Annotated in this window: 17 protein-coding genes; 4 read left to right on the top strand and 13 right to left on the bottom strand. The window is 65.2% G+C overall.

Annotated elements, in window-relative coordinates; translation table 11 throughout:
* Positions 1-23: 23 nt before the first annotated feature.
* The 11 genes from KVT32_RS17065 to metE form a co-directional block, all read right to left on the bottom strand.
* On the bottom strand, positions 24-1,637 hold the full coding sequence (locus KVT32_RS17065; protein ID WP_152383834.1) for a heme biosynthesis HemY N-terminal domain-containing protein: 1,614 nt from the start codon (positions 1,635-1,637) through the stop codon (positions 24-26).
* A gap of 4 nt (positions 1,638-1,641) precedes the next feature.
* Complete coding sequence (locus KVT32_RS17070; RefSeq protein ID WP_152383833.1) at positions 1,642-2,832, bottom strand: uroporphyrinogen-III C-methyltransferase; 1,191 nt, start codon at positions 2,830-2,832, stop codon at positions 1,642-1,644.
* Between the two features lie 37 nt (positions 2,833-2,869).
* Positions 2,870-3,688 carry a uroporphyrinogen-III synthase gene (locus KVT32_RS17075; RefSeq protein ID WP_152383832.1) on the bottom strand — a complete coding sequence of 273 codons (819 nt, stop codon included), beginning with the start codon at positions 3,686-3,688 and terminating at the stop codon, positions 2,870-2,872.
* Positions 3,688-4,632 carry a hydroxymethylbilane synthase gene (hemC, locus tag KVT32_RS17080; RefSeq protein ID WP_217618554.1) on the bottom strand — a complete coding sequence of 315 codons (945 nt, stop codon included), beginning with the start codon at positions 4,630-4,632 and terminating at the stop codon, positions 3,688-3,690. Before hemC ends, KVT32_RS17075 begins: the two co-directional genes overlap by 1 nt.
* 9 nt (positions 4,633-4,641) lie before the next feature.
* On the bottom strand, positions 4,642-4,764 hold the full coding sequence (locus KVT32_RS32490) for a hypothetical protein (RefSeq protein WP_255357201.1): 123 nt from the start codon (positions 4,762-4,764) through the stop codon (positions 4,642-4,644).
* Complete coding sequence (locus tag KVT32_RS17085) at positions 4,751-5,470, bottom strand: TerC family protein (RefSeq protein ID WP_175156839.1); 720 nt, start codon at positions 5,468-5,470, stop codon at positions 4,751-4,753. The genes KVT32_RS32490 and KVT32_RS17085 overlap by 14 nt, the downstream gene beginning before the upstream one ends.
* A gap of 114 nt (positions 5,471-5,584) precedes the next feature.
* Positions 5,585-6,283 (bottom strand): TerC family protein, encoded by a 699-nt coding sequence (locus KVT32_RS17090; protein ID WP_056322553.1) that lies wholly within the window; start codon positions 6,281-6,283, stop codon positions 5,585-5,587.
* A 264-nt stretch (positions 6,284-6,547) separates the two neighbouring features.
* Complete coding sequence (gene sucD, locus KVT32_RS17095) at positions 6,548-7,429, bottom strand: succinate--CoA ligase subunit alpha (protein ID WP_056322550.1); 882 nt, start codon at positions 7,427-7,429, stop codon at positions 6,548-6,550.
* A gap of 21 nt (positions 7,430-7,450) precedes the next feature.
* Positions 7,451-8,611 carry an ADP-forming succinate--CoA ligase subunit beta gene (gene sucC, locus KVT32_RS17100; RefSeq protein ID WP_056322547.1) on the bottom strand — a complete coding sequence of 387 codons (1,161 nt, stop codon included), beginning with the start codon at positions 8,609-8,611 and terminating at the stop codon, positions 7,451-7,453.
* A 10-nt stretch (positions 8,612-8,621) separates the two neighbouring features.
* Positions 8,622-9,224 carry a DUF2889 domain-containing protein gene (locus KVT32_RS17105; RefSeq protein ID WP_056322544.1) on the bottom strand — a complete coding sequence of 201 codons (603 nt, stop codon included), beginning with the start codon at positions 9,222-9,224 and terminating at the stop codon, positions 8,622-8,624.
* Positions 9,225-9,532: 308 nt separating this feature from the next.
* Positions 9,533-11,830: a 5-methyltetrahydropteroyltriglutamate--homocysteine S-methyltransferase gene (gene metE, locus KVT32_RS17110; protein ID WP_217618555.1), complete on the bottom strand. Its 2,298-nt coding sequence runs from the start codon at positions 11,828-11,830 to the stop codon at positions 9,533-9,535.
* 185 nt (positions 11,831-12,015) lie between these two features.
* Here metE and KVT32_RS17115 point away from each other — a divergent pair, with 185 nt between their 5' ends.
* Positions 12,016-12,933, top strand: a complete 918-nt coding sequence (locus tag KVT32_RS17115; RefSeq protein ID WP_152383829.1) for a LysR family transcriptional regulator — start codon at positions 12,016-12,018, stop codon at positions 12,931-12,933.
* A gap of 102 nt (positions 12,934-13,035) precedes the next feature.
* Here the strand turns inward: KVT32_RS17115 and recX are convergent, their stop codons facing one another.
* Entirely contained in the window at positions 13,036-13,764 is a 729-nt protein-coding gene (gene recX, locus KVT32_RS17120) for a recombination regulator RecX (RefSeq protein ID WP_217618556.1), read from the bottom strand.
* Between the two features lie 123 nt (positions 13,765-13,887).
* A complete protein-coding gene (gene recA, locus KVT32_RS17125) occupies positions 13,888-14,949 on the bottom strand; it encodes a recombinase RecA (RefSeq protein WP_056322539.1) in 1,062 nt (353 codons plus the stop codon).
* 288 nt (positions 14,950-15,237) lie between these two features.
* Here recA and KVT32_RS17130 point away from each other — a divergent pair, with 288 nt between their 5' ends.
* From KVT32_RS17130 to KVT32_RS17140, 3 genes are all read left to right on the top strand, one after another.
* Positions 15,238-15,927 (top strand): response regulator transcription factor, encoded by a 690-nt coding sequence (locus tag KVT32_RS17130; protein ID WP_063952853.1) that lies wholly within the window; start codon positions 15,238-15,240, stop codon positions 15,925-15,927.
* 112 nt (positions 15,928-16,039) lie between these two features.
* Positions 16,040-17,416, top strand: coding sequence for a sensor histidine kinase (locus KVT32_RS17135; protein ID WP_108006845.1), 1,377 nt, complete (start codon positions 16,040-16,042; stop codon positions 17,414-17,416).
* A gap of 196 nt (positions 17,417-17,612) precedes the next feature.
* On the top strand, positions 17,613-19,274 hold the full coding sequence (locus KVT32_RS17140) for an MFS transporter (RefSeq protein ID WP_371825594.1): 1,662 nt from the start codon (positions 17,613-17,615) through the stop codon (positions 19,272-19,274).
* The last annotated feature ends 203 nt before the right edge of the window (positions 19,275-19,477 follow it).

A 19,477-nucleotide genomic window follows, 5' to 3' on the forward strand; every position in this document is an offset into this window, starting at 1 on the left:
ACCTTGTTTGTCTGAAAGGATATTCAAATCGAGCCGTCGTCCTTGAACGGCGGCTTGGTGGTCGGCACGGGCGCCGCGGGCGGCGCAGGCTTGGGAGCAGGCACGGCCGGCGCCGGCGCGTACGTGGGCACGGGCTCGTCGAACGCCGCCGCCGGAATGGGCGCGCTGTCGAAGTATTCGTCGATATCGGACGTTCCGCGAGCCAGCGGCGCGTCTTCGGGCGCCAGGGCGCGGTCTTGCTGGGCCTTGCTGGCGCGGGCATCCGGATCCAGTACGTAGTCCGAAGCCGATGCGGCAGCCGGCGGCAAGGCCGGGTAATCGCCACCGGTGTCCTCATCGCTGTCCGTGTCCGACAGGCCGACGGCATAGCCGCCTTCGGCATCCACGCGATAAGGGTCCGAGCCGGTGTCTGCGGCGGGAAGCGCCGCATCCGAGGCCAGCACCGGCAACGCCATGCTGGCGGCCGTGGCCAGGCGCCAGTGGCGCACGGCATCTACCGGCCGGTCCAGACGATCGTACAGACTGCCCAGCAGCGCGTGCGTCTGCGCATCGCTGCGCCGCGCCAGGCTACGCAAGAGGTAGCGTTCGGCCTGTCCCCAGAGCTGGCCATTCAGGCACAGCATGCCCAGGGCGGTCAGGAGGTCGGGATCGGTCGGGCGTTGATGCAGCCAGGTCTCGGCCTTGGCCAGGCGCCGCGACACCTGCTCGGCTTCGCAGCGGGCGTAGGCCGCCACCAGGGCGGGATTGAACTTGACCGCGATGGCCGATTCCAGGACGCGCGCCGCTTCGTTGGGCTCGCCGGCGGCTTCGAATGCGGCGGCGCCCGCCAGGGCAATTTCCGGGAGCAGGCGCTCTTCGGCCTTGAGGTCTTTCCAGATGGGACGCCAGGCATCGTTGGCCGCGGCGGCACGCAAGCGCGCGGCGCCCGCGGCATCGATCAGGCCGTCGGCTTCGGGGCGGCCCAGCGCATTGCGGCGCGACAGTCCGCGCGCCAGCGTGAAAACCTGTTCCTGATGATTCAGAGCCGTGTGCGCCCGCAGCAGCAGGCGCATGGTGTGCAAATGACGGGCGCCGCCGTCGGCCAGCGGGCCCAGCACGGTCAGTGCGCGTTCAGCGCGGCCCTGATCGAGCAGCATGTCGGCCGAGACGGTGGCGGTGGCTTCAATGAGGCCGGGCTCGGTGCCGGCCTGCTCTTGCGCGTTGGCCAGCAGACGATCGCGCCGGTCGAATTCGCCCAGGCCATGCGCGGCACGAGCAGCGGACAGGGCAGCCAGCACGCGCCGCGTGCGGACCTTGGTCTGGTCCAGAAGCTTGGTCAGGTCTTTTTCGGCGTGGGCGTAGCGGCCTTCAAGCAGGCCAATCCAGCCGCGTTCGAGCAATTCGTGGTCGCGAGCCTGCGCGCGCTTGCCGCGCCAGGCCCGGACGCGATCGGGAATGGCGAGCAGCCAGGCCAGAAGCCGCAGGCCCACGTACAGGATGATGAAGGTGGCGACGATGAGCAGGACGGCGAGGGTCAGCGACATCTCGATGCGCCACGGCCACACCAGAAGCAGCACGTTGCCCGCGTGCGAGCGCAGGACCACCGCCAGGGCGACGGCGACGACGGCGAGCAGCAGGGTCCAGAACCAGGTACGCATGGGTTCAGTCCTGGTCGCTGGTCTTGAAGCCGGCGGCGCGCAGAGCCGCCACGGCGTTCAGGCTGTCCGCCACATCCGGCATGCGCACGGCGATGTCGGTCTGGGCCAGTTCGCGCGCAAGCGTCTGCGCGGCGACGGTGTCAGGCGAGCGGCCATCGAAGTACTTGGAAAGCGTGGTGCCGACGTTGTCGAGTTCGCTCTTCCAGACCGAGGGCTGGCGCATCAGCATCGCGAGCTGCGCGGTCAACAGGCGCTGGCGCAGCGTGCCGCGCACCTGATCGGCCTGTTCGGGCGACAACAGCAGCGCGGCCGGTTCGTCCACGCGCTGGATGGTGATGAGACCGCCAAGCTCGTGAGCCAGCGCGGAGCCCGCGCGGCCAGGCCATGAAGCCACTTCGGCGCGCCAGCGCTGCCACCAGGGCGCGTCGGCGGGCAGGCCGGCCAGCGGATCGATCGTGGGGGCCGGCGCGGGCGGCTGGGCTTGACCGACCGGGGACACGCCCGGCGACACGGTGTCCGGCACCAGCAGCGGCGCCTTGCCGATCAGCGCGACCAGGCGTTCGATGCGGCCCGATTGCGCGGGGATGTCGACGGTGGACACGGCACGCAGGCGGTCCAGGTCGCCATTGATGGATTGCTGCAGGCTGGAGAACCGCGGGCGGTCGGCACGCGCCAGACGCGATTGCGCGGTTTCCAGGGCGACGATGGCGTTGGAGACGTTGCCGGCCAGGCGCAATTGCTGATTGGCGATGGTCAGCAGGCGTTCGACGTCATTGGCCAGCAGTTCGTCGCTGGCGCTGTCGTTGAAGTTCTGCCAAGCCTGTTGCAGGGCGTTGTATTGGCTTTGCGTTTCGCGCAACGTGTCTTCGAGTTCGGCGACGCGGCCGGTCTGCGCCTGCGCGAGGGCAAGCGCTTCGCGGGTGTCCTTGCGGGCTTGCGCCACATCGGCGCTGAGCGTATCCAGGCGCGTTGCCACTTCGCGGCCTGCGGAGACGAACTGGGTGCGTTGCTTCCACAACGCATATCCCAGGCCCACGGCCAACAGGATGACGATTATCAGTGCGGTGGCCAAAGGACCACTGCCGCGCTTGGCCGGACGGGCCTTGACGGAGTCGGCCGGGGCCGATGCGGACGCGCTTGCGTCCGGGGCGGCCGGATGAACGGCCGGATCGGTAGCGGGAGTCTTATCTGTCATGACGCGATTGTATTCGGTGTCAGTCCGAACCAACGAATCAAGCAGCAACAAAAGCCTGGAAAATCGACTCGTCGTTGGGCACGCAGATTTTTACCATCGCCGGCTCGGGCGCGCCAATGCGGGGCTGCGGCAGGCGGCCAACCAGCGAGGGGTGCGTGGCGACGAAGCGGCAGCGCTGCCACCACCCGGTCAGACCCGCGGCGCTGAGCTGACCATAAATGGCGTCGACGCCCTCTCCGCTGGTGACCAGCCAGGTGGCCGTGACGCCTGCATCGGCCCAGCGCCTGAGGGTGGCAAGCTGTTCCGCGGTCCAGCCAGCCGGTTGCCGGCGGTAGGCTGCGTGGCGCGTCACGTGCGCACCGTGTGCCTCGAGCGTATCGCCGAGCCAGTCCCGCCCCTGCGTGCCCCGCACCACCAGCACGCGCGCGGGCAACTGAGGCTGGGCGGCAAGCACGCGCCAAAGCGCCTCGGAATCATGGCTGGGGGCCGATTCGTCCGGATGCAGAACTGTTGTATTCACGCCAAAACGGCCGGTCTCGTGCAGCGCCTGGGCACTGGCGGGCCCGACCGTGGCGACCGCGACGCCCGCAGGCCAGTCCGCGGCGCCATCGGCGCGCGCGAGCTGATCCAGGTATTGGCGCGCGGCATTGCCGCTGACGAACACGACGAGGTCGTAGGCCGACGGCCGCGGCAGGTCTTCGGCAGCGACAGACAGGGGGTGGATTTCAAGTGCGGGCAGGATGCACGGTTGCCAACCGGCGCCCTGCAGGCGGCCGGCCAGCGCTTCGTTGCGCCCTGCGGGCCGCGTCAGGATGGCGATGCGCGGCCCGTCGGCGGCTGCAAACGCCGGGTCCATCAGTCGGACCCGGGGTTTTGCAGCAGTTCGCGAAGAATCGTCTCTGCACCCGCCTCCAGGAGTTCGGAGGCGGCCGCTTCGCCGATGGCTTCGGCTTCGGTCATGGGACCGCTGTGCGTGGCATGAACGACACGGGTGCCGTCGGGCGAGGCCACCAGCGCGCGCAGCGACAGCGTGTCGCCGGCGAGCTGGGCAAAGGCGGCCAGGGGCACCTGGCAGGAACCGCCCAGCTTGCGCGACACCGCGCGCTCGGCGAGCACGCAGGCGGTCGTGTCTGCACTGACCAGCGGTGCAAGCCACGCGCGCATGTCGTCGCGGTCGTCGCGGATTTCGATGCCGAGGGCGCCCTGCCCGGCCGCCGGCAGGCTGTCGGCGGGATCGAGCAGGCTGCGGATGCGCTCGCCCATGCCAAGACGGTCCAGGCCGGCGGCAGCCAGCACGATGGCGTCGTAGTCGCCCTTGTCGAGCTTGGAGAGGCGCGTATCCAGATTGCCGCGCAGGGGCTTGACCACCAGGGCGGGAAACCGGGAACGGATCTGGGACTCGCGGCGCAGGCTGGACGTGCCGACCACGGCGCCCGCGGGCAGGTCCGCCAGCGAGGCATAACGGTTGGACACGAAGGCATCGCGCGGATCCGCGCGATCGAGGACGGCGCAAAGCTCAAACGGCGCCTGCAGATCCACCGGCACATCCTTGAGGGAGTGGACGGCGAGATCGGCACGGCCGTCGAGCAGCGCGTTTTCCAGTTCCTTGACGAACAGACCCTTGCCGCCCACCTTGGACAACGTGCGGTCGAGGATCTGGTCGCCTCGGGTTGTCAGGGTAAGAAGTTCAACTGCGCACGCTGGGTACAGCGTGCGCAGTTGATCGCGCACATGCTCGGCTTGCCACAGGGCAAGCCGACTGGCGCGGGTCGCAATGACCAGACGTTGCGGTAGAGACACGTGACGCCATCAAACGAAGTTGGAGACGATGATCGTCGCGACTACCCCGAGGATGGCCAGCACGAACAGACCCTGAAGAAGGCTCAGGCCCGATTCGGATTGCTGGGGATCGGTGGATCTACGCAGACTCATGTGCTGATTCCTTGGAAGCGTTCTTGCGGCTTGCAAGCCACCGTCCAAGGACAACAACGAGCAAGGCGCCAATGATTTCAGCGGCGATTTTAACCGTAGTCGGCTGAACGCCAAATTGACGCTCGACAATAACGTCGGTCACCAGCATGCCGCCAGCGATCCAGCCCAAGAGGCCCGCGCCGAAGGTGACGACCAGCGGATAGCGGTCGATGAGCTTGAGCACCAGCGTGCTGCCCCAGATGATGATCGGCACACTGACGACCAGGCCAAAAATGACCAGGCCCAGCTGATGGTCGGCATGCGCATTCTGCGCGGCGCCGGCGATGGCGATCACGTTGTCCAGGCTCATCACGAAGTCAGCAATGATGATGGTCTTGATCGCGGCGACGATGGATGTGCCGCCCTTGATGTCGCCATGCGCATCTTCTTCGGGAACCAGAAGCTTGACGCCGATCCAGACGAGCAGCAGCGCGCCCACGACCTTCAGGAACGGGATGTTCAGAAGCTGCATTGCGAAGGCGATCAGCACGACGCGCAGAATGATTGCCCCTGCGGTGCCCCACAAAATGCCTTGCATCCGTTGCTTGGGCGCCAGGTTGCGACACGCCAGCGCGATCACGACAGCGTTGTCGCCGCCGAGCAGGATGTCGATAAGGATGATCTGAAATACCGCTGCCCAACTCAGCGTCTGAAAAAACTCAAGCACTTTGAACCCCCGAAGGCATTTATGAAAAGAATGGCCGGTCCCGGCCCGGCCGCCCTGCCGCGCGCCTTCGCGCGGCAGGTTTATTTAGAAAAACATATTATTGTAGTTCAGCTTTCAGTCAGCTTTCCGACGCGCAAGCAAAACTTTACCAATCAGTAGCACCAGCACTGCGCCCAGCGCGCCCGACATCAGTGCGAAGCTGTGCTGAGTAACGCCCAATGCGGCATCGATACGCGCCACCGGCTCCTGCAACGCCGGGTCGCCCACCAGCAGCTCGCCTGCGATGAAACCCAACAGCGCCGCCCCAACCCAGACAATGAGCGGGAAGCGTTCGATGACCTTCAAGAGCAGCGTGCTGCCAAAGATGACCAGCGGAATACTGATGGCCAGGCCGAGCACCAGCAACGTCGTGTCGCCCATCGCAGCGGCGGCGACGGCCACCACGTTGTCCAGGCTCATGACCAGGTCGGCGATCATGATGGTGCGGATGGCGGTCAACAGGTTGCCATGCGACTTGCCGGCACCGTCTTCTTCGCCTTCGGGCAGCAGCAAGGTGACGCCGATGTAGACCAGGAGCAGCGCGCCGATCAGCTTGAGCCACGGCAGCAACAACAGCTTGGCCGCGACGAGCGTCAGTACGATACGCATGATGATCGCAGCGGCCGAACCGACCACGATCGCTTTTTTCTGTTGTGCCGGAGGCAACGAGCGCGCTGCCAGCGCAATAACCACGGCGTTGTCGCCCGATAGCAGAATGTTGACCCAAATGATCTGGAGCAACGCGATCCAGAATGCCGCTGAACTGAGTTCCATGCCTCTCTTTCCTAGGTGTGATCCCCCTAGGACAAAACCAAATTAATGGGTGAATTGAACGCAAAAAACGTACTGACCGTCTTGGTGCGAGCCCGACGGCATTCTTGCTGGTACGCGCAAAATTTCTTTCATTATAGTTTCGTTCAGCTTTCCGTATGATTCACCCGGCCGCTTCCTGGACGCGGGATTTCCCTAAGAAAGCCTCAAAAAACCCGGCCAAAAAAAAACCCGCCGAAGCGGGCTTTTATCGCGCGTTGCTGAGACTTACAGCACCGACTTGAGCAGCTTGCCCATTTCGGAGGGGTTGCGCGTGGTGCGGATGCCGCAGGCTTCCATGACTTCCAGCTTGGCATCGGCCGTGTCGGCGCCGCCGGAGATCAGCGCGCCGGCGTGGCCCATGCGCTTTCCGGGAGGGGCGGTGACGCCAGCGATGAAGCCGACGACCGGCTTCTTCATGTTGTCCTTGGCCCACTGCGCGGCGTTGACTTCGTCCGGACCGCCGATTTCGCCGATCATGATGACGGCGTCGGTGTCGGGATCGTCATTGAACAGCTTGAGCACGTCGACGTGCTTCAGGCCGTTGATGGGGTCGCCACCGATACCGACAGCGCTGGATTGGCCCAGGCCCAGTTCGGTGACTTGCGCCACGGCTTCGTACGTCAGGGTGCCCGAACGGCTGACGATGCCGATGCGGCCCTTGCGGTGAATGTGACCGGGCATGATGCCGATCTTGATTTCGTCCGGGGTGATCAGGCCGGGGCAGTTCGGGCCCAGCAGCAGCGTCTTGCTGCCCTTGGCCTTCATGCGGTTCTTGACTTCGAGCATGTCGCGGACCGGGATGCCTTCGGTAATGCAGATCACCAGATCCAGTTCGGCTTCGACGGCTTCCCAGATGGCGGCAGCGGCGCCGGCGGGCGGCACGTAGATGACCGAGACGGTGGCGCCGGTGTCGGCCTTGGCGTCCTTGACCGACGCGAAGATCGGCACGCCTTCGAAATCTTCACCCGCCTTCTTGGGGTTCACGCCGGCCACGAAGGCGGCCTTGCCATTGGCGTACTCACGGCACATGCGGGTGTGGAACTGGCCCGTCTTGCCCGTGATGCCCTGGGTGATGACCTTGGTGTCCTTGTTGATCAGAATCGACATTGTGAATCCTTGATTTTTGCTTTACTTGACGGCGGCTACGACGCGGGTGGCAGCTTCGGCCATCGTGTCGGCGCTGATGATCGGCAGGCCGGAGTCGGCCAGCATCTTCTTGCCGAGTTCTTCATTGGTGCCCTTCATGCGCACGACCAGCGGCACGTTCAGGTTGACGGCCTTGCAAGCGGTGATGACGCCTTCGGCGATCACGTCGCAGCGCATGATGCCGCCGAAGATGTTGACCAGGATGGCCTTGACGCTCTTGTTGGCCAGCATGATCTTGAAGGCTTCCGTGACCTTCTCGGCCGTGGCGCCGCCGCCGACGTCCAGGAAGTTGGCCGGCTCGCCGCCGAACAGCTTGATGGTGTCCATCGTGGCCATGGCCAGACCGGCGCCGTTCACCAGGCAGCCGATGTTGCCGTCGAGCTGGATGTACGCGAGGTCGAACTTGCTGGCTTCGATTTCAGCGGGATCTTCTTCGTCCAGGTCGCGGTAGGCGACGATTTCCGGATGACGGAACAGGGCGTTGGAGTCGAAGTTGAACTTGGCGTCCAGGGCGATGATGTTGCCCTTGCTGTCGCGGTTCAGGGGGTTGATTTCGACCAGGGAGGCGTCGGTGTCCATGTAGCACTTATAGAGCTTCTGGAACACGTCAACGGCCTGGGCGGTCGAGTCGGCGGGCAGGCCGATCGCGTTGGCGATCTTGGTGGCTTGCTCGGCGGAAAGGCCAACCAGCGGGTCGATGTATTCGGTGATGATCTTTTCGGGCGTGGAGTGAGCCACTTCCTCGATGTCCATGCCGCCTTCGCTGGAAGCGATGAAAGCGACATTCTGCGTGGCGCGGTCGGTGACCAGCGAAACGTAGTATTCCTTCTGGATGTCGGCGCCGTCTTCGATGTACAGGCGGCGGACCTTCTGGCCTTCGGGGCCGGTCTGATGCGTGATCAGCTGCATGCCCAGGATTTCGGATGCCAGCTTGCGGACGTCGTCCAGCGAGCGGGCCAGCTTGACGCCGCCGCCCTTGCCGCGGCCACCCGCGTGGATTTGTGCCTTGACGACCCAAACCGGTCCACCCAGCTTTTCAGCGGCAGCCACGGCCTCGTCGACGGAAAGAGCGGGGATCCCGCGCGGCACGGGGACGCCAAATTGCTTCAGCAGTTCCTTGCCTTGATACTCGTGGATTTTCATGTGTTACCTGTCAGGACGTATGAGAAAAAGAAGGTGAATCGGAGGACGACTCGGCCGATGCCTCAGCGCTACCCCCGGTGTACCACTCGGGATAATGCTCAGCCACCACAGGGCCGCCAGTGCTAAGCGCATGGCAGCCGTCCAGTTGGAATGGACGCCGGTTCGGGTTGGGTTCCTGCCGCCGGCGGTTGGCCATGGTCTGGACCGCCGCGGTGGGAAGCACCTGCGACAGTTCGGTCATGTGCGTACAGCCCTCCACATGCCCGAACCGCTCTTTGACCTGGCGGCGGAACCCCTTGAGCAGGTTCATGCCGATCAGGTCAGTGTACGCCGGCTCGATGGCCTTGCAATGCTCGCCATAAGGCGCCGCATCATAGACGGCCTGAGCCGCCACGATCGAGAATTCCTCGTCGATGGTGATGCGCAGGTGCATATGGTGGATGGGCTGCCCGGCCTTGAACATCTCGCCGTCGCGCTTCGGAAAATCGTACGCTTTCACGTCGATCAGCTCGGCTTCCAGGTCCCAGTTGCCGTCATCGCGCGCGTACGACTGCACACGTATGGAACGCGTATGCAGCGGTTGGCGAGGACAATCCGGCGGTGGCAAGGGCATGCGAGGGGGCCTGCGGGGCAAAGATGGCCTGCGCGTATGGTGCGCGGCAACAAAACCTTCAAAGTATAGCGCAGGCGGCATTCGCGCAATCGTATTAATTGGGCGGCGGATGCCCAGCTGTCCGGTCCGCTGACCGCGCCGCCGTGACTTCCCTCCTTCCACGCGGCCCCTGCCGGTTTCGCCGCGCGGCTCGGCGTGGGGCTGGTAATGGCGTCTGCAGCAGGCAAAAACCCGGCGTGCGCGTGGCGCGCGGCCGGGTTGGAAATGCAGGAGGCCCGGCGCGCGTGCGCCGGGAACGCCATCGGCCGTCAGGCCGCCTCGCGCAGCGCGCGCGCCGCCTGGACCATGCCGATCAGCGCGGCCTCCGTTTCCGGCCAGGCGCGCGTCTTCAGGCCGCAGTCGGGATTGACCCACAGGCGTTCCTTGGGCAGGCGGGCGGCGGCCTTGTTCATCAGGTCAACCATCCAGCCGACCTCGGGCACGTTGGGCGAGTGGATGTCGTACACGCCCGGGCCGATGTCGTTCGGGTACCGGAAGTCCTCGAACGCCTTGAGCAGCTCCATATTGGAACGCGACGTTTCGATCGTGATCACATCGGCGTCCATGGCGGCAATCGATTCGATGATGTCGTTGAATTCCGAATAGCACATATGCGTGTGGATCTGCGTCTCCTCGCGTACGCCGGCGGTCGACAGGCGGAAGCAGTCCACGGCCCAGTCCAGGTATGCCTGCCAATCGGCGCGGCGCAGCGGCAGGCCTTCGCGGATGGCCGGCTCATCGATCTGGATGACGTTGATCCCGGCCGCTTCCAGGTCCACGACTTCGTCGCGCAGCGCCAGCGCCAGCTGGCGGCAGGTGGCTTCGCGCGGCTGGTCGTCGCGCACGAACGACCACTGCAGGATGGTGACCGGACCGGTCAGCATGCCCTTGACCGGCTTGTCGGTCAGCGACTGGGCGTAGGACGACCAGCCTACCGTCATGGGCGCGGGACGGGCGACGTCGCCGAAAATGATCGGCGGCTTCACGCAGCGCGAACCGTAGCTCTGCACCCAGCCGTTTTTCGTGAAGGCAAAGCCGGCCAGCAGCTCCCCGAAGTACTCGACCATGTCGTTGCGCTCGGGCTCGCCGTGCACCAGAACGTCCAGGCCCACCTTTTCCTGGAAGCGGATGACTTCCTCGATCTCCTTGCGGATGGCGGCTTCGTACGCGGAATCCGTCAAGGCGCCCGCCTTCCAGTCGCGGCGCAACGCGCGGATCTCGGCCGTCTGCGGGAACGAGCCGATCGTGGTGGTGGGATAGGCGGGCAGCCCCAGCTGCTCCTGCTGGCGCGCGATGCGGCCTGCAAACGGCGCCCGGTCGCGCGACATGCCCTTTGCTGCGGCCATGCGCTCGGCCACGGCCGGGTTGTGGATGCGCACCGAGGCGCGGCGCGCGGCCAGCGCCGCGCGTTGGCTGGCCAGCCCCTGCTGCACCGTGGGGTCCGTGGCGCTGCTCAGCGCGCGGCCAAGCAGGCTCAGCTCGTCGAGCTTCTGGGCGGCAAAGGAAAGCCAGCTCTTGAGTTCGGCGTCCAGTTCGGTTTCGTTTTCCAGGTCGACGGGCACGTGCAGCAGCGAGCACGACGGCGCCAACCACAGTCGGTCGCCAAGATGGCGCGCAAGCGGGGCGAGCGCGGCAATGGCGGCGTCGAGATCGGTGCGCCAGATGTTGCGGCCGTTGATGATGCCGGCGGACAAGACCTGCCCGTCGTTCAGGCCCGCCACCACGTCGGCCAATTGTTCGGGGGCACGCACCAGGTCCACGTGCAGGCCGGCCACCGGCAGGGCCTGCGCCGTCGAGAGGTTGTCCTTCAGACCGTCGAAGTAGGTGGCGACCAGCACTTTAACCGCACTGGCGGACAACGTGGCATAAGCCTGCTTGAAGGCATCGCGCCAGGCTTGCGGCAGATCGAGCGCCAGGATGGGCTCATCGATCTGCACCCACTCGACGCCCAGCTTGGCAAACCGCGCCAGCACCTCTTCATAGACCGGCAGCAGCGCTGCCAGAAGCGGGAGTTTCCCGGCATCGGCGGCGCCGCCGGCAAAGGCGTCGCCCTTGCCCAGGAACAGCCAGGTCAGCGGGCCGGGAATGACCGGCTTGACCTCAAGACCCAGCGCCTGGGCCTCCCTGACCTGGTCGAACAGGCTTTCGCGGGCAATGCGGAAGGTTTGGCCGGGCACCAGTTCCGGGACGATGTAGTGGTAGTTGGTATCGAACCACTTGGTCATTTCGCAGGCAGCGGCGGGCTTGCCCGACGGCGCGCGGCCGCGGCCCATGCGAAAGAGCGTGTCCAAGGACACCGGCTCGCTGTCCTTCTGGCCGAAGCGCGCCGGCACCGCGCCCAGCAGCGTTGTCCATTCCAGGATCTGGTCGTACCAGGCGAAGTCGCCCACCGGCACGAACTTCAGGCCGGCCGCGGCCTGAAGGCGCCAGTGGCGGGCGCGCAGTTCACGGCCCGTATCTTCCAGGGCGTCGGCGGTCTGCTTGCCGGCCCAATAGGCCTCGACCGCCCGCTTGAGTTCACGCTGGGCGCCGATGCGGGGGAAACCCAAATTATGAATCGTAGTCATGTTCTAGCCGCCATCCACAAAATTTGTTCAAGTGGCGATCATTCTGAGGCCAAATCAAAATGAATCAAAATCAATGTACGCATTCATAAGATGAGGAAACCTCATAGAATAGCTAGCCATGCCAACCCGCCGGGGTTTGGCGTCCTTATGCCGCCCCCGGATCCCGACCCGCTCAGCCGCCCTCAATGCTAGAAATCCGCCACCTCGAAACTCTGACCGCCATCCGGGATGGCGGCAGCCTTCAGGAAGCCGCAGAACGCCTGCACCTGACGCAATCCGCGCTGTCGCATCAGCTGCGAGATCTCGAAACCCGCCTGGGCACGCCTCTGCTGAACCGGCGCACACGGCCGGCCCGGCTGACCACGGCTGGGCTGCGGGTGCTGGCGCTGGCCGATGAGGTCCTGCCGCGCATTCGCGCCACGGAACGCGACCTGCAACGGCTGGCGGCCGGGCGCACAGGTCGGCTGCACCTGGCGATCGACTGTCATTCCTGTTTTCAATGGCTGATGCCGGCGCTGGACGCCTTCCGCGTGCAATGGCCGGATGTGGCGCTGGACCTGTCCGCGGCGTTCTCGTTCGCCCCCCTGCCCGCGCTGGTGCGCGGCGACCTGGACTTGGTCATCACGTCAGACCCGCAGCCGCTGGATGCGGTGGAATACCTGCCGCTATTCAAATATGAGCTGGTGCTGGCTGTGTCCGAAACCAACCCGTTGGCGGGCAGCAAATTCATCCTGCCGGAGCAGTTGGCGGACCAGACCCTGATCACCTACCCCGTGGACAAGCAGCGGCTGGATGTCTTCACCGCCTTTCTGGACCCGGCCGACGTGGAGCCCGCCGCTGTCCGCAAGGCGGAACTCACGCCGATCATCGCGCAGCTCGTGGCCAGCAATCGGGGCGTGGCGGCCCTGCCGAACTGGGCGCTGACGGAATACATGAATCAGGGATGGCTGCGGCTTTGCCGCCTGGGCCCGCAAGGCGTGTGGCGCACGTTGTATGCGACCGTGCGCAGCGAGGACACGGACGCCTCGTATATCGACGAGTTTCTGACCATTACCCGCGACGTCTGCTTCAAGACACTGTCGGGCATCAAGTCGGCGAAGTGAAGACCAAAGTGAAGACTGACGTGAAAACCTAAGGAACAACGACGGCCGCAGCGGCGCCGGCTGGGTAGACGCCTGCGGGAAACCACGCCGGCTGGCCGGGCGTCAGTCTTCGTCGCCCTCGCCGAGGATGCGCCGGATGACGTCGTGCGCAAAACCCCGGCTGGCCAAAAAGCGCGCCTGCTTTGCGTAGACCGCGCGATCTTCGGGCTTGGCGCTGAAGCGCTTTTTCCAGACCTCAAGCGCCCGGTCGTATTCGGTGGCGCGAAGCTGTTCGCGCAGTTCCGCGACCTGGTTGTCGTCCACGCCATGCTGGCGCAATTCCTGCACGATGCGCGCCGCGCCCTGCCGCGCGGCGCGCCGATGAACCAGGCTTTGGGCGAAGCGTTCGGTGGACAGCCAGCCTTCTTTTTCAAGCGCGTCGAGTACCGATTCGACCTCGGCCGCATCTTCGGCATAAGCAGCCAGCTTGCGCGCCAGTTCTTCGCGCGCGTGCTCGCGCCGCGACAGATACCCCACTGCCCGCATCTTCAGTGACGGTCCCTTGCGCGCCTGCTTGCCGTCGGACGTTGACGCCTCGTCGGCGCTGGCGGCGGTGTCAGCACGCCGGCCGCGCGCGGCGCCGCGCTGATTGGAACTTCGCTGCTCGGAACTGCGCTGCCACAGGCCGGAAGATTCAGCGCCATCGGCCGAACCGTCAGACGCTGCGGGTTCGCGTGCCACCCGCGCATCGGACGTGCGCCGCAAGCCTTGCGGCTTGGCGACCGTTTCGAATTCGTCGTCCAACCGGGCGCGTTGGCGCTCGGCGGACGCGGGAGTCGATTTCCAGCTCATGCGCTTTCCTGCTTGCTAAACAAAACGGCAGGCCCATCTTGGCGCCTGCCGCAGTTTCCCAGCCCAGCCGGGCCGGCGATGGGACTTGCCTGAACCGCGGCGAGCCCTGCCGAATGTCCGGGATTATTCGGCGGTGTCTTCCGCCGTGGGCACGAATTCAGCGGCGCGGCTGACGATGCCCTGGTTTTCGCGGACGCGGTTTTCGATTTCGATGGCCATGTCCTTGTGCTCTTTCAGGTATTCGCGCACGTTGTCCTTGCCCTGACCGATGCGGTTGCCGTTGTAGCTGTACCAGGCGCCCGACTTGTCGACGACGTTGGCGGCCACGCCCAGGTCGATGATTTCGCCTTCGCGCGAGATGCCGGCGCCATACATGATGTCGAACTCGGCCTGCTTGAACGGCGGCGCAACCTTGTTCTTGACGACCTTGACGCGGGTTTCGTTGCCGACGACCTCGTCGCCCTTCTTGATGGAACCGATGCGGCGGATATCCAGGCGCACGGATGCGTAGAACTTGAGCGCGTTGCCGCCGGTGGTGGTTTCGGGGTTGCCGAACATGACGCCGATCTTCATCCGGATCTGGTTGATGAAGATGACCATGCAGTTGGTCTTCTTGATGGTGGCGGTCAGCTTGCGCAGCGCCTGGCTCATCAGGCGAGCCTGCAGGCCGGGCAGCGAATCGCCCATTTCGCCTTCGATTTCGGCCTTGGGCACCAGCGCGGCCACCGAGTCGACGACGATCAGGTCGACCGAACCCGAGCGCACCAGCGCGTCGGTGATTTCCAGCGCCTGCTCGCCCGTGTCCGGCTGCGAGATCAAGAGGTCGGCCAGATTGACGCCCAGCTTGGACGCATATTGGACATCCAGTGCGTGTTCCGCGTCGACGAAGGCGCAGGTGCCGCCCAGCTTTTGCATTTCGGCGACGACCTGCAGCGTGAGGGTCGTCTTGCCCGACGATTCCGGACCGTAGATTTCGACGACACGGCCGCGCGGCAAGCCGCCGACGCCCAGCGCGATATCCAGACCGAGCGAACCCGTGGAAACCACCTGGATGTCGTGCGAGACCTCGTTGTCGCCGTAGCGCATGATCGAGCCCTTGCCGAACTGCTTTTCGATCTGCGAAAGCGCTGCGGCGAGCGCCTTGGCCTTTTCCGAAGCGGCGGCCTTGGTGGTTTTGTCGTCCATGAGGAGTCCTGTCTGTAACGTATCTGGAAGTCGGAAAAACTGCGGGTCTGAGCTGGCCGGGTCTGAGCTTGCCGGATTTGATGCCTGTCCTACGGCCTGACGTGGAGCCTTGAGCTACGGATCAGATTATGGCATCGGATTGTACTGTACAAAAACCCAGTGTGCCAGCTTTTTGCACGTATACCCTGAGTGGCAAGCCCGGCGCCGTATGACAGAATCCGGAGCGATCCCGGTATTTTCGCCTTTCTCCGTCCCCCGGGCCGGCGTGTATCTTCCTAGCAGCAGCCCATGCGTATCCTGATCGCCGAAGACGACAGCATCCTGGCCGATGGCCTGTCCCGCTCGTTGCGCCACAACGGCTATGCAGTGGATGCCGTGCGCGACGGGCTTGCCGCCGATTCCGCGCTGGCCGCCCAGGCCTTCGACCTGCTCATCCTCGATCTCGGGCTGCCGCAACTGGCCGGCCTGGAAGTGCTGCGCCGCCTGCGTGCCCGCAACTCCGCCCTGCCCGTCCTCATCCTGACCGCCGCCGACAGCATCGAGCAGCGCGTCAAGGGCCTGGACCTGGGCGCGGACGACTACATGGCCAAGCCCTTCGCGCTGTCCGAACTCGAAGCCCGCGTGCGCGCGCTGACGCGGCGTGGCGCGGGCGGCGGCGGCACGATGCTCAAGCACGGCAAGCTGCTCTTTGACCAGACCGGCCGTGTCGCCATCGTGGACGACCAAACGCTGGACCTGTCGGCCCGCGAGGTCAGCCTGCTCGAAATCCTGCTGACGCGCAGCGGACGCATGGTCAGCAAGACCCAACTGGTCGACCATCTGTGCGAATGGGGCGAGGAGGTCAGCACCAACGCCATCGAGGTCTACGTGCATCGCCTGCGCAAAAAGCTCGAGCCCAGCGGCGTGAAGATCGTCACCGTGCGCGGCCTGGGCTACTGTCTTGAGCGGGACCAGGGTGCGGCGTACCTCGCAAGCTGAGCCCTCACCAGAGCCGCTCAACCAGGAAGCCCTGGATATCATGCAAGCCGGGTCCAAGGGCCCGAGCTTTGCGCCGCCCCAACGTTCGCTGCTGGGCGAAATCCTGGACTGGATGCTGGCGCCGCTGTTCCTGCTGTGGCCCATGAGCGTCGCGATCACCTATGTGGTCGCGCAGAACATCGCCAACGTGCCGTACGACCGCGCGCTGGCCAACAACCTGCACGTCTTGACGCGCCAGGTCCACGCGCAGGACGGCCGCGCGGTGCTGAAGATGACCGACGCCGCGCGCGACGTGCTGCGCGCCGACGAGACGGATAGCGTGTTCTGGCTGGCGCTGGGCAGCCGGGGCGAATACCTGGGCGGTGACCGCGCACTGCCGCTGCCCACCACCGTGGGACAGCCCCGCCCCGGCGAGGTCCAATACGAGGACGACACGCTGCGCGGCTTTGGCATCCGGCTGGCGTTCACCTGGGTCGACCTGCATCTGCCGGGCACGCAGCCGGCGCTTCTCATCGTGGCCGAGACCGTCGAGAAGCGCACGCAATTGGCCAACGACATCATCAAGGGCGTCATCATCCCGCAGTTCGTGGTGCTGCCGATCGCCGTGCTGCTCGTCTGGTTCGGGCTGTCGCGCGGCGTGGCGCCGTTGAATGCGCTGCAGCAGCGCCTGCGCGCCCGACGCCCCGACGATCTTTCGCCGATCGACGAGCGCGCCGCGCCCTCCGAGATCGCGCCGCTGGTCGCGGCCATGAACGACCTGCTGGACCGGCTGTCCGCCAACGTGCAGGCGCAGCGCCGGTTCGTGGCCGACGCCGCGCATCAATTGAAGACCCCGCTCGCGGGACTGCGCACGCAGGCGGAACTGGCGCTGCGCGACGCCAGTCCCGAGGAAATGCAGTCCAGCCTGCGGCAACTGGTCACCGGCTCGGAACGGGCGACCCGGCTCGTCAATCAGCTGCTGCTGCTGGCACGCGCCGAAAATCCCAGCGCCATCGGCCTGACCCGCACCGACATCAACGCCATCGCCTACGAGCAGACCATGCACTGGGTGCCGCTGGCCCTGTCGCTGAACACGGATCTCGGTTTCGAGGGGTCGGACACGCCTGTCGAGATCAACGGCAACCCGCTGCTTCTGGCCGAACTGCTGAACAACCTGGTGGACAACGCGCTGCGCTACACCCCTCGCGGCGGGCATATCACCGTGCGCGTGCTGCAGGCGGACGGCGAGGGGCTCCTGGAGGTCGAGGACTCGGGACCGGGCATTGCGCCCGAAGAGCGCGAGCGCGTGTTCGACCGCTTCTACCGCGTGCTGGGCACGTCCTCGGACGGCAGCGGCCTGGGCCTGGCAATCGTGCGCGAGATCACGCAAAAGCATCAGGCCAGCGTCGTGATCAGCGACCATCCCACCGAACACTCCGACCTGCCCGGCACCCGCATCCGCGTCGCTTTTCCCCTCTACACGCCCCCGCCCGAGCCCGCCGAGAGCTAAGGACTATCCCTAGCCTTCCCCGGAGCGTTTACCATTTGTTTCAATTTTAAGATTCAAGTAAGGGTCCCGTCAGAACCTCGTCAGCGTCGCGCCCCAATGTGACGCTTAGCTCGATGTCGGCCGCGCCGGCGGAGGGTCAAGCACGGCGGAAAACCGCCGGCCTAAAAAACGAGGAGACATCATGAGCACAACTACCATGGCAGGCCGCGGTCCATCCGCGGATCCGCGTCCGATGACCAAGGAGGAGCGCAAGGTCATCTTCGCGTCTTCGCTCGGCACGGTGTTCGAGTGGTATGACTTTTACCTGTATGGCTCGCTCGCAGCCATCATTGCCCAACACTTCTTTTCCGGCGTGAACCCGACCGCGGGCTTCATCTTCGCGCTGCTGGCCTTCGCCGCGGGTTTCGCGGTGCGGCCGTTCGGCGCGCTGGTGTTCGGCCGCCTGGGCGACCTGGTCGGACGCAAATACACCTTCCTGGTCACGATCGTGATCATGGGCCTGTCGACGTTCCTGGTCGGCATCCTGCCCAGCTACGCCAGCATCGGCCTGGCCGCTCCCGCCATCCTGATCGTCCTGCGCCTCTTGCAAGGCCTGGCGCTGGGCGGTGAATACGGCGGCGCGGCGACCTACGTCGCCGAACACGCCCCGCATGGCCGCCGCGGCTTCTACACGTCCTGGATTCAAACCACCGCGACGCTGGGCCTGTTCCTGTCGCTGCTGGTCATCCTGGGCATCCGCACATTCATGGGCGAAGACGACTTCAAGGCCTGGGGCTGGCGCATTCCGTTCCTGATCTCGGTGGTGCTGCTGGGCATCTCGGTCTGGATCCGGCTGCAGCTGAATGAATCCCCCACCTTCAAGCGCATGAAGGAAGAAGGCAAGGGTTCGAAGGCGCCGATCGCCGAATCGTTCGGCCAATGGAAGAACCTGAAGGTCGTGCTGCTGGCGCTGCTGGGTCTGACCGCCGGCCAGGCCGTGGTCTGGTACACGGGCCAGTTCTACGCGCTGTTCTTCCTGACGCAGACGCTGAAGGTCGACGCCAACACCGCCAACATCCTGATCGCCATCGCCCTCTTGATCGGCACGCCCTTCTTCGTGATCTTCGGCGCGCTGTCGGACAGGATCGGCCGCAAACCCATCATCATGGCGGGCTGCCTGATCGCCGCGGCGACCTACTTCCCGATCTTCCAGGGCCTGACCCACTTTGCCAACCCGGCGCTTGAAAAGGCGCAAGCCACCGCCCCGGTCACGGTGATCGCGGATCCGAGCACCTGCTCGTTCCAGTTCAACCCCGTGGGCACGGCCTCGTTCACCAGCTCTTGCGACGTGATCAAGTCGTTCATGGCCCGCAACTCGGTGAACTACCGCAACGAAGCGGCTCCGGCCGGTTCCGTGGCCCGCGTCAAGATCGGCAATGAAGTGTTCACCTCGTTCGACGGCCGTTCGCTGGCGCCGGCCGAGTTCAAGGCCAAGGTCGCCGAACTCGACAAGACGCTGACCGCCTCGATCCGCAGCCACGGCTACCCGGCCAAGGCCGATCCGGCCCAGACCAACACCGTGATGGTCGTGGTGCTGCTGACGATCCTGGTGCTGTACGTGACCATGGTCTACGGTCCGATCGCCGCCATGCTGGTGGAGATGTTCCCGACGCGCATCCGCTACACGTCGATGAGCCTGCCCTACCACATCGGCAACGGCTGGTTCGGCGGCTTCCTGCCTCCGGTCGCATTCGCCGTGGTCGCGGCCACCGGCAACATCTACGACGGCCTGTGGTATCCGATCATCATCGCGGTCATGACCCTGGTGGTCGGCACGCTCTTCGTGCGCGAATCCAAGGACAACGACATCAACGCCTGACAAACCATCCCCCGCCGGGCGGGACTGCTGCGCCTGCCCGGCCTTTCAAAAGCTCCTCGCGGAGCTTTTTTTTTGTGCCGCACTTTCAGGACCATGTCAGACCTGCGCCAGTAGACTGAGCGCTCAGATTACGGCCTTGCGCAAGATTGCCTGACGATTGATCCCCCTGTCAGACGATTGCAGGGCTGCTGATCTGACACCAA

Origin of the sequence: Achromobacter sp. GbtcB20, from assembly GCF_019091095.1 — a bacterium.
Lineage (GTDB): Bacteria > Pseudomonadota > Gammaproteobacteria > Burkholderiales > Burkholderiaceae_B > Achromobacter > Achromobacter mucicolens.

Excerpts from the sequence above, each read along its gene's own strand:
- KVT32_RS17140 (WP_371825594.1), top strand. The coding sequence starts at position 17,613 with ATGGCAGGCCGCGGTCCATCCGCGGATCCGCGTCCGATGACCAAGGAG.
- recX (WP_217618556.1), bottom strand. The coding sequence starts at position 13,764 with ATGAGCTGGAAATCGACTCCCGCGTCCGCCGAGCGCCAACGCGCCCGG.
- KVT32_RS17115 (WP_152383829.1), top strand. The coding sequence starts at position 12,016 with ATGCTAGAAATCCGCCACCTCGAAACTCTGACCGCCATCCGGGATGGC.
- KVT32_RS17135 (WP_108006845.1), top strand. The coding sequence starts at position 16,040 with ATGCTGGCGCCGCTGTTCCTGCTGTGGCCCATGAGCGTCGCGATCACC.
- sucC (WP_056322547.1), bottom strand. The coding sequence starts at position 8,611 with ATGAAAATCCACGAGTATCAAGGCAAGGAACTGCTGAAGCAATTTGGC.
- KVT32_RS17105 (WP_056322544.1), bottom strand. The coding sequence starts at position 9,224 with ATGCCCTTGCCACCGCCGGATTGTCCTCGCCAACCGCTGCATACGCGT.
- KVT32_RS17075 (WP_152383832.1), bottom strand. The coding sequence starts at position 3,688 with ATGGACCCGGCGTTTGCAGCCGCCGACGGGCCGCGCATCGCCATCCTG.
- KVT32_RS17065 (WP_152383834.1), bottom strand. The coding sequence starts at position 1,637 with ATGCGTACCTGGTTCTGGACCCTGCTGCTCGCCGTCGTCGCCGTCGCC.
- recA (WP_056322539.1), bottom strand. The coding sequence starts at position 14,949 with ATGGACGACAAAACCACCAAGGCCGCCGCTTCGGAAAAGGCCAAGGCG.
- KVT32_RS17090 (WP_056322553.1), bottom strand. The coding sequence starts at position 6,283 with ATGGAACTCAGTTCAGCGGCATTCTGGATCGCGTTGCTCCAGATCATT.
- KVT32_RS17130 (WP_063952853.1), top strand. The coding sequence starts at position 15,238 with ATGCGTATCCTGATCGCCGAAGACGACAGCATCCTGGCCGATGGCCTG.
- KVT32_RS32490 (WP_255357201.1), bottom strand. The coding sequence starts at position 4,764 with ATGAGTCTGCGTAGATCCACCGATCCCCAGCAATCCGAATCGGGCCTG.
- KVT32_RS17070 (WP_152383833.1), bottom strand. The coding sequence starts at position 2,832 with ATGACAGATAAGACTCCCGCTACCGATCCGGCCGTTCATCCGGCCGCC.
- sucD (WP_056322550.1), bottom strand. The coding sequence starts at position 7,429 with ATGTCGATTCTGATCAACAAGGACACCAAGGTCATCACCCAGGGCATC.
- metE (WP_217618555.1), bottom strand. The coding sequence starts at position 11,830 with ATGACTACGATTCATAATTTGGGTTTCCCCCGCATCGGCGCCCAGCGT.